The organism is Pseudomonas sp. Rh2 (assembly GCF_040762985.1).
GTDB classification, from domain to species: Bacteria; Pseudomonadota; Gammaproteobacteria; order Pseudomonadales; family Pseudomonadaceae; genus Aquipseudomonas; species Aquipseudomonas taiwanensis.
In genome coordinates, this window is the sequence record NZ_CP142890.1 from 2,605,923 (window position 1) to 2,619,706 (window position 13,784).

13 protein-coding genes are annotated in these 13,784 nt (G+C 64.9%); 7 read left to right on the forward strand and 6 right to left on the reverse strand.

Features of this window, described 5'->3' with window-relative positions; all coding sequences use genetic code 11:
• The first annotated feature begins 64 nt into the window (after positions 1-64).
• A complete protein-coding gene (locus tag VXM67_RS11745) occupies positions 65-796 on the forward strand; it encodes an SDR family oxidoreductase (protein WP_186598374.1) in 732 nt (243 codons plus the stop codon).
• 26 nt (positions 797-822) lie between these two features.
• Entirely contained in the window at positions 823-1,413 is a 591-nt protein-coding gene (locus VXM67_RS11750) for a 2-hydroxychromene-2-carboxylate isomerase (RefSeq protein WP_367237691.1), read from the forward strand.
• Here VXM67_RS11750 and VXM67_RS11755 read toward each other — a convergent pair.
• The 5 genes from VXM67_RS11755 to VXM67_RS11775 form a co-directional block, all read right to left on the reverse strand.
• Positions 1,410-1,712 carry a hypothetical protein gene (locus VXM67_RS11755; RefSeq protein ID WP_238546545.1) on the reverse strand — a complete coding sequence of 101 codons (303 nt, stop codon included), beginning with the start codon at positions 1,710-1,712 and terminating at the stop codon, positions 1,410-1,412. The two genes, VXM67_RS11750 and VXM67_RS11755, sit on opposite strands and share 4 nt — an antisense overlap.
• Positions 1,713-1,714: 2 nt before the next feature.
• Positions 1,715-2,260, reverse strand: a complete 546-nt coding sequence (locus VXM67_RS11760; RefSeq protein WP_023380085.1) for a cupin domain-containing protein — start codon at positions 2,258-2,260, stop codon at positions 1,715-1,717.
• Between the two features lie 79 nt (positions 2,261-2,339).
• Positions 2,340-3,545 (reverse strand): MFS transporter, encoded by a 1,206-nt coding sequence (locus tag VXM67_RS11765; protein WP_023380086.1) that lies wholly within the window; start codon positions 3,543-3,545, stop codon positions 2,340-2,342.
• An 85-nt stretch (positions 3,546-3,630) separates the two neighbouring features.
• Entirely contained in the window at positions 3,631-4,164 is a 534-nt protein-coding gene (locus tag VXM67_RS11770) for a cytochrome b/b6 domain-containing protein (RefSeq protein WP_023380087.1), read from the reverse strand.
• Positions 4,161-5,213, reverse strand: a complete 1,053-nt coding sequence (locus VXM67_RS11775; RefSeq protein ID WP_027907008.1) for a catalase family peroxidase — start codon at positions 5,211-5,213, stop codon at positions 4,161-4,163. The genes VXM67_RS11770 and VXM67_RS11775 overlap by 4 nt, the downstream gene beginning before the upstream one ends.
• 124 nt (positions 5,214-5,337) lie before the next feature.
• On the opposite strand from VXM67_RS11775, the gene VXM67_RS11780 reads away from it, so the two are divergent.
• Together VXM67_RS11780 and VXM67_RS11785 are read left to right on the forward strand one after the other, a co-directional pair.
• Entirely contained in the window at positions 5,338-5,859 is a 522-nt protein-coding gene (locus VXM67_RS11780; RefSeq protein WP_023380089.1) for a sigma-70 family RNA polymerase sigma factor, read from the forward strand.
• The gene (locus tag VXM67_RS11785; protein WP_023380090.1) at positions 5,856-6,608 is read left to right on the forward strand and encodes an anti-sigma factor; all 753 of its coding nucleotides are present in this window, start codon (positions 5,856-5,858) and stop codon (positions 6,606-6,608) included. Before VXM67_RS11780 ends, VXM67_RS11785 begins: the two co-directional genes overlap by 4 nt.
• Positions 6,609-6,684: 76 nt before the next feature.
• On the opposite strand, the gene xthA is transcribed toward VXM67_RS11785, so the two are convergent.
• On the reverse strand, positions 6,685-7,497 hold the full coding sequence (gene xthA, locus VXM67_RS11790) for an exodeoxyribonuclease III (RefSeq protein WP_023380092.1): 813 nt from the start codon (positions 7,495-7,497) through the stop codon (positions 6,685-6,687).
• Positions 7,498-7,659: 162 nt separating this feature from the next.
• Here xthA and VXM67_RS11795 point away from each other — a divergent pair, with 162 nt between their 5' ends.
• Genes VXM67_RS11795 through VXM67_RS11805 form a run of 3 tightly spaced genes read left to right on the forward strand, consistent with a single transcriptional unit; the run spans position 7,660 to position 13,764 of the window.
• A complete protein-coding gene (locus VXM67_RS11795) occupies positions 7,660-8,310 on the forward strand; it encodes an N-acetyltransferase (protein ID WP_023380093.1) in 651 nt (216 codons plus the stop codon).
• 40 nt (positions 8,311-8,350) lie between these two features.
• On the forward strand, positions 8,351-10,093 hold the full coding sequence (locus tag VXM67_RS11800) for an autotransporter assembly complex family protein (RefSeq protein ID WP_027907006.1): 1,743 nt from the start codon (positions 8,351-8,353) through the stop codon (positions 10,091-10,093).
• Positions 10,090-13,764: a translocation/assembly module TamB domain-containing protein gene (locus VXM67_RS11805; protein ID WP_027907005.1), complete on the forward strand. Its 3,675-nt coding sequence runs from the start codon at positions 10,090-10,092 to the stop codon at positions 13,762-13,764. Before VXM67_RS11800 ends, VXM67_RS11805 begins: the two co-directional genes overlap by 4 nt.
• Positions 13,765-13,784 lie beyond the last annotated feature (20 nt).

The following is a 13,784-nucleotide window of genomic DNA, read 5'->3' on the forward strand; positions in this document are numbered from 1 at the left end:
CGATGGGGGCGATCATAACATAGCGTTCGTTTACTAAGTGATCGTTCACTAATGGAGGCGGGTCGTGACAGAACAACAAAAAGTAGTGCTGGTGATCGGTGCCGGCGATGCCACCGGAGGGGAAATTGCCAAGCGTTTCGCCCGCGAGGGGTACACCGCCTGCGTCACACGACGCCAGGCCGAGAAGCTGCAACCCCTGGTGGACGAGATCCGCGCTACGGGCGGCCAGGCCCATGGTTTTGGCTCCGATGCCCGCAAGGAAGAAGAGGTGACGCAGCTGATCGAGACCATCGAGCGCGACATTGGCCCGATCGAGGCGTTTGTCTTCAATATCGGCGCCAATGTGCCGTGCAGCATTCTCGAGGAAACGCCCCGCAAGTATTTCAAGATCTGGGAAATGGCCTGCTTCGCCGGCTTCCTGACCGCACAGGCGGTTGCCCGGCGGATGGTGGTGCGCGAGCGCGGCACGATCCTCTTCACCGGTGCCACGGCTGGCACCCGAGGCGCTGCTGGGTTCGCCGCCTTCGCCGGGGCCAAGCATGCCTTGCGCGCGCTGGCCCAGAGCATGGCCCGTGAACTGGGCCCGCGAAACATTCACGTCGCCCATGTGGTGGTCGATGGGGCCATCGACACCGCCTTCATTCGCGACAGCTTCCCCGAGCGCTACGCCCTCAAGGACCAGGACGGTATCCTCGACCCGGCACATATCGCCGACAGCTACTGGTTCCTGCATGTCCAGCCACGGGACGCCTGGACCTTCGAGCTGGATCTGCGGCCATGGATGGAGCGCTGGTGACCCCTATGTCGAACAAGGAGCTTTCAATGGGCAAGACTGTCGAGTTTTTCTTCGATCTGGGCAGCCCGGCCAGCTATCTGGCCTGGACCCAAGTGGCGGGTATCTGCGACCGCCACGGCGCCGAGCTTCGCTACCGACCCTTGTTGCTGGGCGGTGTGTTCCAGGCGACCGGTAATGCTTCACCCGCCATGATCCCGGCCAAGGGGCGCTACATGTTCACCGACCTGGGGCGCTTCGCTGCGCGCTATGGCGTGCCGTTCGCCATGCCCCCGGGCTTTCCGATCAACACCCTGAGCCTGATGCGCGGCTTGACCGGCACGCAATTGCTGGCACCCGAGCGCTTCGAAACGTTGCTCGACGTGCTGTTCACTGGCCTGTGGGCGAAGCAGTTGAACCTGGGGGATGCTGCAGTGCTGGACGTTACCTTGCGCCAGGCAGGCTTCGACCCTGCCGCGTTCCAGGCCTTGGCCGCCGAGCCACAGGTCAAGGCGACGCTCAAGCAGGTGACCGAAGAAGCAGTGGCGCGTGGGGTGTTCGGTGCACCGACGTTCTTTGTCGATGGGCAGATGTTCTTCGGGCAGGATCGCCTGGGCTTCGTCGAAGGTGCGTTGCGTTAGCCAGCCAGCAGTTTCTCGAGCTGGGTACGCTCCCAGAGACTGAGCAGGTCGGTGGGGTTGCTGCCGTAGCGTTGCCAGTCTTCCAGATCGGCCTGCAGGCCCTCGGGGGACTGGCAGCGCACGCAATGGGCCAGGCCTTCGGCATCCACGGCCAGGGTCAGCTGCCAGCCGTCGATGTCCACTTCGACCAGCCCATGCCCATCACGGGCGCGAACCTGCAGCGAGCGAACGCCGAGGGCCGTCTCGCGCAGGCACTGGTAAACGGCCCGGGAGTGCAAGCGCTGGCCGGGTTCAGGCACGGTCAGAAGTTGGCCGGCGTGTTGGCGCTGATGATTTCGGCCTCGTCCGGACCGATGTTCTTGAAACTGTGCGGCAGGGTAGTGGGGATGTAGTAGCCATCGCCGGAGTTGAGCACGCTGACCTGGCCATCGACCCACAATTCGACCGTGCCCCGGGTGACCAGCCCGCATTCTTCGCCCTCGGCATGCACGATCGGCTCGCCGGAGTCGGCGCCTGGTGCATACAGCTCGCGCAGCATACGCATCTGGCGGGCTTCGACGCTCGCACCGACCAGCAGCATGCGCAGGCCGTTGCGGCCCAGGTCAGGCTGCTCGTTGGCGCGGAACACGAAGCGCTCTTCCCGCACCGGCTCGTCGAAGCTGAAGAACTCCGCCAAGGTCATCGGGATCCCCTCGAGCAGTTTTTTCAGGGAACTGACCGAAGGGCTGACGCGGTTTTGCTCGATCTGCGAAATCGTCGAGTTGGTCAGGCCGCTGCGACGGGCCAGCTCCCGTTGGGAGAGGTTGTTGCGTTCACGCACCAGTTTGAGTCGTGTCCCCGTGTCCATAGCCGCCTTGTAATCAGAGGTGTAAAAAATAATGGGCGACGCATTAAAGCACACTCTGAAGCCTTGCGCGCAGTGCTTGTCAGGTGCGTTGGTCGCGGGGCATTGGCCACAGCCCGACCAGCAGCAACAACACGGCAACCGCAAGGAATGGCAGGCGTGGATCCAGCGCGTAGACCAAGGTGCCAGCCAGTGGCCCTATCACCGCGCCCATCCCCTGCGCCGCGCCGACGGAGCCGGCCGTGGCGCCTTGTTCCGACGCGTGCATGGCATTGGCGGCCAGCGCGGAAAAGGACGGGAACACAAAGCCCATGCCCGCGGCGGCGACGAAGTAGCAACCCCAGAGCCAGGGCGCGCTCGTGGCCAGAGCGCCGCCGGCAAAGCCCAGCGCCGAGACGCTGGCGCCAACCCGTATCATCTTCAGCGGTGGCCATTCCAGCTGGCGCAGGGCGATCTGCGACAGGATCAGTGCCACCCCGACCGTAGTCAAGGCGATGCCGGCTGCCTGGGCTGCCTCGGTCGGCGGCAGGTGCAAACGGTCGAGGGCGAAGAAACCGACGATGATCTGCGAAACGGTGACGCTGAGCATGGCGCTGAAGGCCACCAGCAGGGGGCGGCGCAGGCGCGGGTCGGTCAGGCGCACCGGGCTCGGCGCATGGCTGTGGGCCAACGGTTGCGGCTTTAGCTTGAACAGCAACACGATGAACGCGGTGGCCGGTAGCAAGGACATGATGTGAAACGGCAGGCTCAGACTGTGGCGTGCCAACAGCGCGGCAATCGCCGGGCCCAGTACCAGCCCCACAGCATTGGCTGCGCCCAGGGAGGCCATGGCTCGGGCCCGACGTTGCGGTTCGACATGGTCGGCGATCAGCGCATTGCCGGCCACCGGCAGGGCCGCGTAGAACGCGCCGATCAGCCCGCGAGCCAGCATCAGACCGACGAACGCCAAGGTGGCGTCTGGCAGCCAGCGCAAGGCGCCTTCGACGAACAGGCACAATGACCAGTAGGCCAGGGTAAAGCCCGCACTGCCTAGCAGCAGGATGCGTCGGCGTCCGAGGCGGTCGGCCGCGCGCCCCCAGGGGCGTGCCAGCAGCACCCAGACCACGCCGGCCACGGTCACGGCTGCCCCGGCCTGCCAGGTCGCCATCCCCAGCAGCCGGGCAATTGGCCCGATCAAGGCCACGAAGGCCATCATCGACATGGTGCAGGCCATGTTGGCCAGCAGCAGGGGGCGCAGGTCGAGGGTGCGTGTGACACCCAGGGTGGCAGGATCCTTTGCAGCAGTCATCGGGCAGTCCAGGCAGTTTCAGCGTTAAAGGGCGATCTTATTAAGAGCACTCATCGGTTGTCGAACCGGCCTGGACCGCACGCTGTCATTCGCCGCGGCGCAGGGGGCCTGGCCACATGCTACGCAACACGCCGTCCCGGCGCACCAGTGCGTGCATCAACGCTGCACCCAGGTGCAGCAGGACAGTGGCGAACAACAGGTACCCGGCCCAGCCATGGGCTTGGCGCAGTACGGCGTACAGTTGCAGGTCGTGTGGGGCGATGGCCGGTAGCTGCAGCGGTCGAGGGTAACCGCCCGCCGACAGCATTGCCCAGCCCAGCAGCGGCATGGCCAGCATCAGGGCATAGAGCAGCAGGTGCGAGGCGCCGGCAGCGAACCGTTGCACAGTCGGCAAGTCGTCGGGCAGGGGCGGATGAGGTCGGGTCAGGCGCACGCCGATACGCAGCAGCACCAGTACCAGCAGCGCCAGGCCGGTGGCCTTGTGCAGCTCGACCAGCATCGGGTGGCGGGTTGACAGGTCGGCGACCATGCTCACGCCGATGAACAGCATGGCCAGGATCAACACTGCCATCAGCCAGTGCAGCGAGCGGGCCAGGGGGTGGAAAGCTTCAGGTTTCATGGGCGGGCTCCGGTGCTGAGCGATTCGCGGCTGCGGCGATTGAAAGACTCCGAATAGGCCGCCGAGCGGGCGGCGAGGATCGGGTCGGCGGAAGGTTCGATGCCACGGGGGAGAATCAGCGGGTCGAAGTTCAGGTCGCGGCAGGCACCTTGTTCAGGGGCGTCCACTCGTTCGATCACCAAGGTGCCAGCGTCCACTCGGCGCCGTTGCGCAGGCCAGGGCTGGGCCGGGTCGTCCACGGCGTCGCCGGCCTCGGCCAGCACCAGGCGCAAGGTCCAGCGCAACGGGCCCTGGGCCAGGCGTTGTTGCAGGTCATGTTGCAGGAATTGTTTGTCATCGACCTTGCCTGGGAGCGCGGCGAAGTGGGTCTGTGGCTCCAATTGCCAGCGCACCGGGTGAGCCTTGCCATCGCCGTCGATCAGGCGAAAGGCATTGATGCTGTGGTATTGGGTGCTGGCGAAGCTGTCGCTCGGGGTATAGCTGGCGGCCCATTGGCGGAACGCCGCGCTTTCCGGATGGGCGGCGAAGAATGCTTGTAGCCTTGCCGGGTCAGGCTTGCCGGTGGCAGGGTCAGGCGCGCTGGCCAGCACCTGTTCATAGAACGCCTGCGGCGTGCTCACCGCCAGCACGGGAGGGTTGTTCATACCGGTACGCCAGAGCTGGCCGTCATCGGTACTCAGTTGCAGCGCCAGACTGCGCACGGGCACCGCGGTGTCCGGTGCGAACGGATTGGCCCCCCCAATGGCGAACCGGCCGATGACCGGTACCCGCGCCTGGCTGAACACCCGCGCCGTCGACAGCGTCGCCGCCTGGCCGCTGGCCTGGAAGTAACCGCTGACACACAGGCCTTTCGCATGGTTCTTGCGGTAGCCGGGGTAATGGCCAGCCTGGGCCTCGAAGGTATCTATGATGCGCTGCGGGGTCACTGTTGGGCCGCCGATCCAGCCAGCGGCATAGGCGAAACCCGCGCCCATGGCCAGCATGATGGCGCCTATGGCGGCCAGCCGCAGGTGCTTGGCGGGGCCGTGCAAGGGTGAGTTCATGGTCATCGTCCGGTGCAGTTGAGGTGCCGGTACGACGGGGCAGGAAGGCGGTTATTCCCTGCGAGGGAATAAATTTTGTGGCCGGGCGTCTGCCCTCTACACTGACCATCCCAGGGGCCGGATGACTTCCATGCATGATTTGGACGAACACCAATGGCGCGAGCTGCTGCAGCGTCTGCGCCGCTTTGCCATCTGGCTGACGCGCGAGTCTGGCAGCGCCGACGACCTGGTCCAGGCGACCGTCGAGCGTGCCCTCAGCCGTAGCAGTCAGCAGCGTGACGCCGACAGCCTGCGCGCCTGGCTGTTCACCATCCTTTATCGGCAGTTTCTCGATGGCAAGCGCCGTGACCGCCTGCATGCGCGTTGGCTGTCCTGGTTTGGGCGCGCCGAGGCGCAGGAAGAGCCGGTTGGCGGCGATATCGAACGCATCATCCTGGCCCAGGCGGACTTGCAGGCCTTCGCGCGATTGTCGGACGAGCAGCGCGCCCTGTTGTTGCTGGTCAGCGTCGAGGGCCTGAGCTACAAGGAGGCCGCCCACGCCCTAGGGATTCCCATCGGTACCGTGATGTCGCGCCTGTCGCGCGCCCGTGCCGCGTTGCGTGAACTGACCGAGGGCAACCCGCAGCCCCCGGCCTTGCGGAGACTGAAATGACGCGCCTTATTCCCAGTGAACACGAGCTGCATGCCTACGTCGATGACCGTCTGGAGCCCTCACGGCGAGCCGAAGTGCAAGCCTGGTTGGCGGCCAACCCGTTGGAAGCGCAAAGGGTCGAGGCCTGGCGAAGCGATGCCCGGCGTTTGCGGGCGGCATTGGCAGGTTTCGGCGAGCAGCCAGGCTCGTCACAGTTGGATGTGGGCAGGCTGCAGCAACGCTTGCGTCATCGCAGGCAGCGCCGCTGGGCGTCGGCTGCGGTGTTGCTGCTGGCCGTGGGAGTGGGTGGATTGGTTGGCTGGCAGGCACGGGACGCCACGTTGGCGGACGCTGGCCTGCCCATGGCCGATGCCGTGCAGGCCCATCGCCTGTTCGCTGCCAGCGAAGCGCTGGATATCCAGGCCAGCGACCCGGCACAGTTGCGCGACTGGCTGGAGCGGCATTTCAGTCGGGTAGGGCAGTTGCCAGACCTCGCGGGATACGGCTTCAAGCCGGTGGGGGCACGACTGCTCAGCAACGAGCAGGGGCCGGCGGCTTTGCTGGTATTCCAGGACCGTGAAGGGCAACGCATCAGTCTGTTTCTGCGCTCGCCGGGCGAACGCTTCGCGCGCATGCCGCAGGGGCAGCGCACGGATGGGCGGTTGGAGGCACGCTACTGGTCCCATGGGGCGTACAACTTCGCACTGGTCAGTGCGGCGGACGATGTGCGCGGCGCCGGTGTTGGCGAGGCGCTGCGCTTGGGCCTGTAGTCGGTCCGATCGCGGACAAGCCGGCTCTACGGAGCGTACGACGACTTCGTAGAGGCTGGCTTGCCGGCGATTCGTTTCAGCTCAATTCCAGCCAGATCGGCGCATGGTCCGAGGGCTTTTCCATGCCACGCAGCTCGTAATCCACCCCTGCGGCCTTCAGGCGCGGCACCAGGGCTTGCGAGGCCATGATCAGGTCGATGCGCAGTCCGCGCTTGGGCTCGTCCTCGAAGCCGCGGCTGCGGTAGTCGAACCAGCTGAAGCGGTCGTTCACTTCCGGATACAAGTGACGGAAGCTGTCCACCAGGCCCCAGCCCTTCAGGCGCTCCATCCATTCCCGCTCTTCAGGCAGGAAGCTGCATTTGCCGGTCTTCAGCCAGCGCTTGGCGTTGTCCGGGCCGATCCCGATATCGCAGTCCTGGGGCGAGATGTTCATGTCGCCCATCACCAGCACCGGCTCGTGATTGTGGAACTGCCCTTCGAGCAGGGCCTGCAAGTCGCTGTAGAAGCGCTGTTTGGCCGGGAACTTGGTGGGGTGGTCGCGGCTTTCGCCTTGGGGGAAGTAGCCGTTCATGATAGTGATCGGGGTGCCGTTGGCATCGGCGAAGGAGCCCCAGATGAAACGGCGCTGGGCATCTTCTTCGTCGGTGGCAAAGCCTTTGAACAGGCTAAGAGGCGCCTGGCGCGATAGCAGGGCGACGCCGTAGTGGCCTTTCTGGCCATGGAAGTGCACGTGGTAGCCCAGTGCCTGGACCTCGGCCAGAGGGAACTGATCGTCGCTGACCTTGGTTTCCTGCAGGCCGATCACGTCCGGCTGGTGCTTTTCGATCAGCGCCGCCAGCTGATGCGGGCGGGCACGCAGGCCGTTGATGTTGAAACAGACGATCTTCATCGAAAGACAATCCTGGTAAAAGGCCGGATGCTAGCCGACATCGGCCGTCTCCACCAGCGTGGCAGCCTTGGGGTGGCGCTGCTAACGTGCTGGAGGGGGTGAACGATGTGCGTCCAGGCACCTCCAAGGCACTGAATGACCTTTCCAGGAGGACCGCCCGCGATGCCCGAAACCACTGAAGCCAAGGCCCGTGTCTGTATGCTCGATGAGGGCTATAGCCGTGAGGTGCGCTCGCTGCTGTACCACGCCTATCGCCACGAACCGACGTTCGGCTATGTGTTCGAGGGCCAGCGGCCTGGCTACGAAAGGCGCCTGCGGGTGATGGTGCGTGAGTGGGTGCGCCAGCACTTCTATTTGCAATTGCCCGCCATTGGCCTTTTGCTGGATGACCGCCTGATCGCCTTGGCACTGATCGTGCCGCCGCAACGACGGTTGGGGGTGGCCGACAGCTGGGCCTGGCGCCTGCGCATGATGTTGGGCACTGGCTTGCGCTGCACGCGCCGCTACATGGAATACCAGGCCGCATTGGCCAGTTGCCTGCCGGGCGCCAGGGTGCATGTGCTGCCTTTGCTGGGGGTCCATCCGCAATTTCAGGGCCGGCACTACGGTGAACAATTGCTCCAGGCCGTGCACGACTGGTGCGCGGAAGACCCAAACACCCAAGGGGTGGTGCTGGATACGGGCAATGAGCATTATCTGGCGTTCTACCAACGCCAGGGGTACGAAGAGATCGGCGAGGTAGCTGTAGGACCAATCCGGGAAAGGGTGTTCTTTCATCCCAATCCTGTGTCATCAAGAATGACGGAGGCCTGAACGCCTCCCATGAGGGCCCGGCTCTGGTAGCATGCGCCGCATGACGTATTCAGGAAGATTCACCTGGGGCCTTATTTTCTGGGCCGCCAGTTTCGCAGCATGGGGCCAGAGCGAGTTGCTGGTGAAGGTCAAGCCGGCCAATAAAGCGCTCAAGGCCAATGTCGAAGGCTATATCGGTAATCTGGGTGACCGCGACGAGGAAGCGCTGCTGCGCTTCAGTCGCGGGGCGCAGGAGCAGGCGCGCAAGGCTGCGCAGGCACTGGGCTACTATCAGGCGCAGATCGACACTGAGGTCAAGCCCGCAGCCAAGGCCGACGAACACCCGCAATTGATCATCCGCATTGAACCCGGCGAACCGGTGCGCCTGCGCAACGTGACGGTGCGCATCGAAGGGCCAGCCAGTGAGATGAAGGCGTTTCGCATACCGGACGGTCGTGCGCTGCGTCCGGGCGAGCCGCTTAACCACGGCCACTACGAGGATGCCAAGCGGCTGATCCAGAACCAGGCCTCGCGCTATGGATTCTTCAGCGGTCGGTTCACTCGCCAGCGTCTGGCAGTGGACCCCCAGGCCGGGGTGGCCGACATCGAGCTGGTGTACCAGAGCGGCCCACGCTACCGCCTGGGCGCGGTCACGTTCGGTGGCGACACGCCACTGGATGAAGAACTGCTGCAACGCATGGTTTCGTTCAAGCCTGGCACCCCCTACGATTCGGAACTGGTGGCCGAGCTCAACAACGACTTGCAGTCCAGCGGCTACTTCGAAGGCGTGCGGGTCGACGCGGCGCCCACTGCCGCCGTGGGCGAAGACATCCCGGTGGACGTCCATCTGCAAACCCGCAAACCGCGCACCATGGGCCTGGGCCTGGGTTTCTCGACCGACGTTGGTCCGCGTGGCAAGGCCAACTGGACCCGCCACTGGGTCAACCCACAAGGGCACAGCTACGGCTGGGAAACCGAACTATCGGCCCCGCGGCAGAACGTCGGCCTTTGGTACGACATTCCCCTGGACCCTCCGCTGACCGACAAACTGCGGTTCGCCGGTGGCTATCAGAACGAAGAGCTCGCCGGAACCGACACCCTCAGCAAGCTGTTGACCGTCGGCCCGGAATGGCACAGCAAGCTGCCCAGTGGTTGGCAGCGGGTCATCTCGCTCAAGTACCAGCGCGAGGAGTACCGCCTGGGCGACGACTCGGGCCTTAGCAACCTGCTGATGCCAGGCGTGAGTTTTTCGTATCTGCGCAGCGACAACCGCATCGACCCGCACAGCGGCTACCGCCTGCAGTTCGATGTTCAGGCGGCCAAGGAGGGGCTGGTTTCGGACACCAACCTGCTGCATGGCAATGTCCTGTTGAAAGGCCTGACGACGCTTGGCCACAACCACCGTTTCCTGGGCCGTGTGCAGTTCGGCGGCAGTGCCACCAATGGTTACAAGAACAACATTCCGCCGTCACTCCGTTTCTTCGCCGGTGGCGACCAGAGCGTGCGCGGCTACGACTACCAGAGCTTGTCGCCGAAGAACAGCGACGGCGACCGGATCGGGGGGCGCTACCTAGTGGCCGCCAGCGCCGAGTACCAGTATTCGTTGGCCGAGAAGTGGCGCGTTGCGACCTTCGTCGACCAAGGCAACGCGTTCAATACGCTTGAACTGCCCAGCCTCAAGACCGGGGTCGGCATCGGTGTGCGTTGGGTATCGCCGGTCGGGCCGCTGCGTCTGGACCTGGCCAGGGCGCTCGATGACGATGGCGGTTTCCGCCTGCACTTTTCCATGGGGCCTGAGCTGTGATGCGTGTGTTGAGAACCCTTGGGCTGAGCCTGCTGGCCATCGTGCTGTTAGTGGCCTTGGCGCTCGGCGCGATACTGGCTAGCGAAGCTGTCGGGCGCTGGCTGCTGGGTCAGGTGCCTGGGCTCGAAGTCACTGAATTCCAGGGGCGCCTGGGTGGCAGTTGGCAGGCCCGTCAGATTGTCTGGGCAGATGGCGGTAACCGTGTCGAGCTCCAGGAGCCGGTGCTGTCCTGGTCGCCCGCTTGCCTGTTGCGTGCCACCTTGTGCATCGACCGGCTCAAGGCCCAGCGGGTCGACATGGCCTTTGCGCCCAGCGACGCGCCTGCTGACACCAGCCCTGTGCAGCTGCCGGTGTTGCGCCTGCCGATCGGGATCGAAGTGGGTACGGTCGAGGTCGGGCAGTTGCGACTCGACGGCAATGATCTGTTGGGCGACCTGCAACTGGCGGCGCACTGGACGACCACTGGGCTTCGCATCGACCGCCTGCAAGTGCATCGGGACGATCTGCACCTGGCGTTGCAGGGTAATCTCTTGCCCGAAGGCGATTGGCCGCTGCAACTCGATGGCCAGCTACAGCTGCCAGCCGTGGAAGGTCAGGCCTGGCAACTGGCCGTGACCGCCAAGGGGGATTTGCAGCGAACCCTCGAACTGGATGCGAGCAGCACCGGTTATCTCAATGCCCGGTTGACCGGTGAGCTGCAGGCCCTTGCCGAGCACCTGCCGGCCAAGCTGCACGTCCGTTCCGAAGCGTTCAAGCCCGCAGCTGCGCTTCCGGACACCGTGCAACTCAACCAGCTCAAGCTGGACGCCGAGGGTGACTTGCTAAAGGGTTATCAGCTGACTGGCTCGGCCAGTTTGCCTGCCGAACAAGCCCCCGTGTCGCTGGTGCTGGCGGGGCGTGTGGATGCCAAGGGGGCAAGACTCGATGCCTTGGACCTGAGCGCCAGTGAAACCCAGCGGTTGAAGCTAAGTGCCACCGCCGATTGGCAGAACGCCCTGCAGGCCGATGCCCAATTGGATTGGCTGGACTTCCCCTGGCTGCGCCTGTACCCCTTGGAAACCCCGCCTGAAGTCAGCCTCAAGCGCCTCGATGCCCAGGTGCATTACCGCGATGGCAGTTACCAAGGTACGTTCAAGGGTGAACTCGACGGCCCGGCAGGTGCCTTCACGTTGGCCAGCCCGTTCGAAGGCGACCTGGGCCAGGTTCGGTTGCCGCAACTGGCGCTGGTGGCAGGCCAGGGCAAGGCGAGCGGCAATGTTGCCGTGCGTTTCGCCGACACACTGGCGTGGGATGTCGACCTGCAGCTGTCGGCGCTCGATCCCGCTTACTGGCTCGCCGAGCTACCCGGTACCCTGGCGGGGCCGTTGCGAAGCAAGGGTGAGTTCAAAGGCGAGCAACTCACCCTCGATGCCCAGTTGGATCTAAAGGGGCGCCTGCGTGGTCAGCCGGCGGTGCTCAAGGTAGAGGCCCAGGGCGCTGCCCAGAGCTGGACATTGGGCGCCTTGGCCGTGCAGCTGGGGGACAACCGCATCACCGGCAGCGGCAGTATGCAGCAGCGCCTGGCCGGGCGGGTGGACCTTGACCTGCCGCGCCTGGGCCAGCTTTGGCCAAGGCTGCAAGGGCAGGCCAAAGGCCGGCTGGACATCAGCGGAACACTCAAGGCGCCCCAAGGCACGCTGGACCTGCAGGGTCAGCAACTGGTCCAGGCCGAGAACCGGATCCAGCGCCTGGACCTGGATGCTCGTCTGGATAACGCCCAGCGCGGCCTGATCGAGCTCAAGGCCAGCGGTATTCGTCTGGGCGAAACATCCCTCGGCACGCTGCAGGCCAATGGCAAGGGCGACATCCGGCAGCAGGCACTGACCCTGGCTTTGGATGGCCCGCAGCTGAAACTCGACTTGGGTCTGGATGGCCAGTTGAACAAGGGCGACTGGCGCGGCCGACTGGCCAGCGGACGGATCCAGGCCGGTGGTCAGGATTGGCAACTGCAAGGGCCGGCACGTTTGCAGCGTCTGGCCAGCGGCCAACTGGACTTTGGCGCCCATTGCTGGCGTTCCGGCCAGGCCAGCCTGTGCGGTGACGACCAGCGCCTGGCACCTGAGCCGCGCCTGCGTTACCACCTCAAGCAGTTCCCGCTGGAGAGCCTGGCCCAGTGGTTGCCCAAGGACTTTGCCTGGCAGGGGCTGCTCAATGCCGACGTCAATCTGGATGTTCCCGCCAGCGGCCCCAAGGGCAAGATCGTTATCGACGCCAGTGGCGGCACCCTGCGTGTACGCGACAACGGCCGTTGGATCGACTTCCCGTACCAGGCCCTGCGGCTGGACAGCACCCTGGCGCCGCGACGGGTCGACACCCGCCTGGATTTTCGTGGCGAGCGGCTGGGCGAGCTCAACGTCACCACGCGCCTCGATCCGTTGGGCAAGGACAAACCGCTGTCGGGTGACTTCCGCCTGGCGGGCCTGGACCTCTCGGTCGCCCGACCGTTCGTGCCCATGGTCGAGCGGCTGGCCGGGCAGTTGAACGGCAGTGGCCGGCTCTCCGGCACCCTGTTGGCACCGCAGGTCAATGGCGACGTGGTGCTCAGCGGGGGCGAGGTGAGCGGAGCCGAGCTGCCGGTGAGTTTGCAGGGCTTGTCGTTGCAAGCGCAGATCGCCGGTGAACGGGTGCAACTCAATGGCGACTGGCGCAGCGGGGCGGCGGGTCGCGGGCAACTTTCCGGGCACCTGACCTGGGGCCAGGCCCTGGGCATGGACGTGCGCCTACAGGGTCAGCAATTGCCTGTCACGGTCGAGCCGTATGCAGAACTGGAAGTCGCGCCAGACCTCAGTCTGCGCCTGGTCGACGACAAACTGTCGGTCACTGGCAAAGTGTTGGTGCCCAAGGGCAACATCACCGTGCGCGAGCTGCCACCGTCGACGGTGAAGGTGTCGGACGACACCGTCATCGTCGGCCACCAGACCGAAGAGGGCAAGGCGCCCATGGCCGTGGCCATGGACATCGACGTAGAAGTGGGACGCGACAAGCTCTCGTTCAGCGGCTTCGGCCTCTCCGCCAACCTGTTGGGGCATGTACACATCGGCGATAACCTGGACACCCGTGGCGAACTGAGCCTGGCCGATGGCCGTTACCGTGCCTATGGCCAGCGCCTGACCATTCGTCGTGCGCGCTTGCTGTTCGCAGGGCCCATCGACCAGCCGTACCTGGACATCGAGGCGATCCGCAAAGTCGACGATGTGATTGCCGGTATCCGCCTCAGTGGCAGCGCCGAGCAACCGACCACCCAGGTGTTCTCGGAACCGGCGATGAGCCAGGAACAAGCGTTGTCCTATCTGGTGCTGGGCCGCCCGTTGGGCGCCTCGGGCGAGGACAGTAACATGTTGGCCGAGGCTGCCCTGGGCCTTGGGCTGGCAGGCAGCGCCGGGATCACCGGCAGCCTGGCATCGAGCCTTGGCATTGACGATTTCCAACTCGATACCGAGGGGTCGGGCAACGCCACCAGCGTCGTGGCCAGTGGTAACCTGACCGAGCGACTGAGCCTGCGTTATGGGGTAGGGGTGTTCGAGCCAGCCAACACCATCGCGTTGCGCTACAAGCTGAGCAAGAAGGTCTATCTCGAAGCGGCCAGCGGGCTGGCAAGCTCGCTGGACATCTTCTACAAGCGGGACTTTTAAGTGCAGCAAAGCCCGCGCAC

Excerpts from the sequence above, each read along its gene's own strand:
- VXM67_RS11750 (WP_367237691.1), top strand. The coding sequence starts at position 823 with ATGGGCAAGACTGTCGAGTTTTTCTTCGATCTGGGCAGCCCGGCCAGC.
- VXM67_RS11760 (WP_023380085.1), bottom strand. The coding sequence starts at position 2,260 with ATGGACACGGGGACACGACTCAAACTGGTGCGTGAACGCAACAACCTC.
- VXM67_RS11765 (WP_023380086.1), bottom strand. The coding sequence starts at position 3,545 with ATGACTGCTGCAAAGGATCCTGCCACCCTGGGTGTCACACGCACCCTC.
- VXM67_RS11770 (WP_023380087.1), bottom strand. The coding sequence starts at position 4,164 with ATGAAACCTGAAGCTTTCCACCCCCTGGCCCGCTCGCTGCACTGGCTG.
- VXM67_RS11775 (WP_027907008.1), bottom strand. The coding sequence starts at position 5,213 with ATGACCATGAACTCACCCTTGCACGGCCCCGCCAAGCACCTGCGGCTG.
- VXM67_RS11780 (WP_023380089.1), top strand. The coding sequence starts at position 5,338 with ATGCATGATTTGGACGAACACCAATGGCGCGAGCTGCTGCAGCGTCTG.
- VXM67_RS11785 (WP_023380090.1), top strand. The coding sequence starts at position 5,856 with ATGACGCGCCTTATTCCCAGTGAACACGAGCTGCATGCCTACGTCGAT.
- xthA (WP_023380092.1), bottom strand. The coding sequence starts at position 7,497 with ATGAAGATCGTCTGTTTCAACATCAACGGCCTGCGTGCCCGCCCGCAT.
- VXM67_RS11795 (WP_023380093.1), top strand. The coding sequence starts at position 7,660 with ATGCCCGAAACCACTGAAGCCAAGGCCCGTGTCTGTATGCTCGATGAG.
- VXM67_RS11800 (WP_027907006.1), top strand. The coding sequence starts at position 8,351 with ATGACGTATTCAGGAAGATTCACCTGGGGCCTTATTTTCTGGGCCGCC.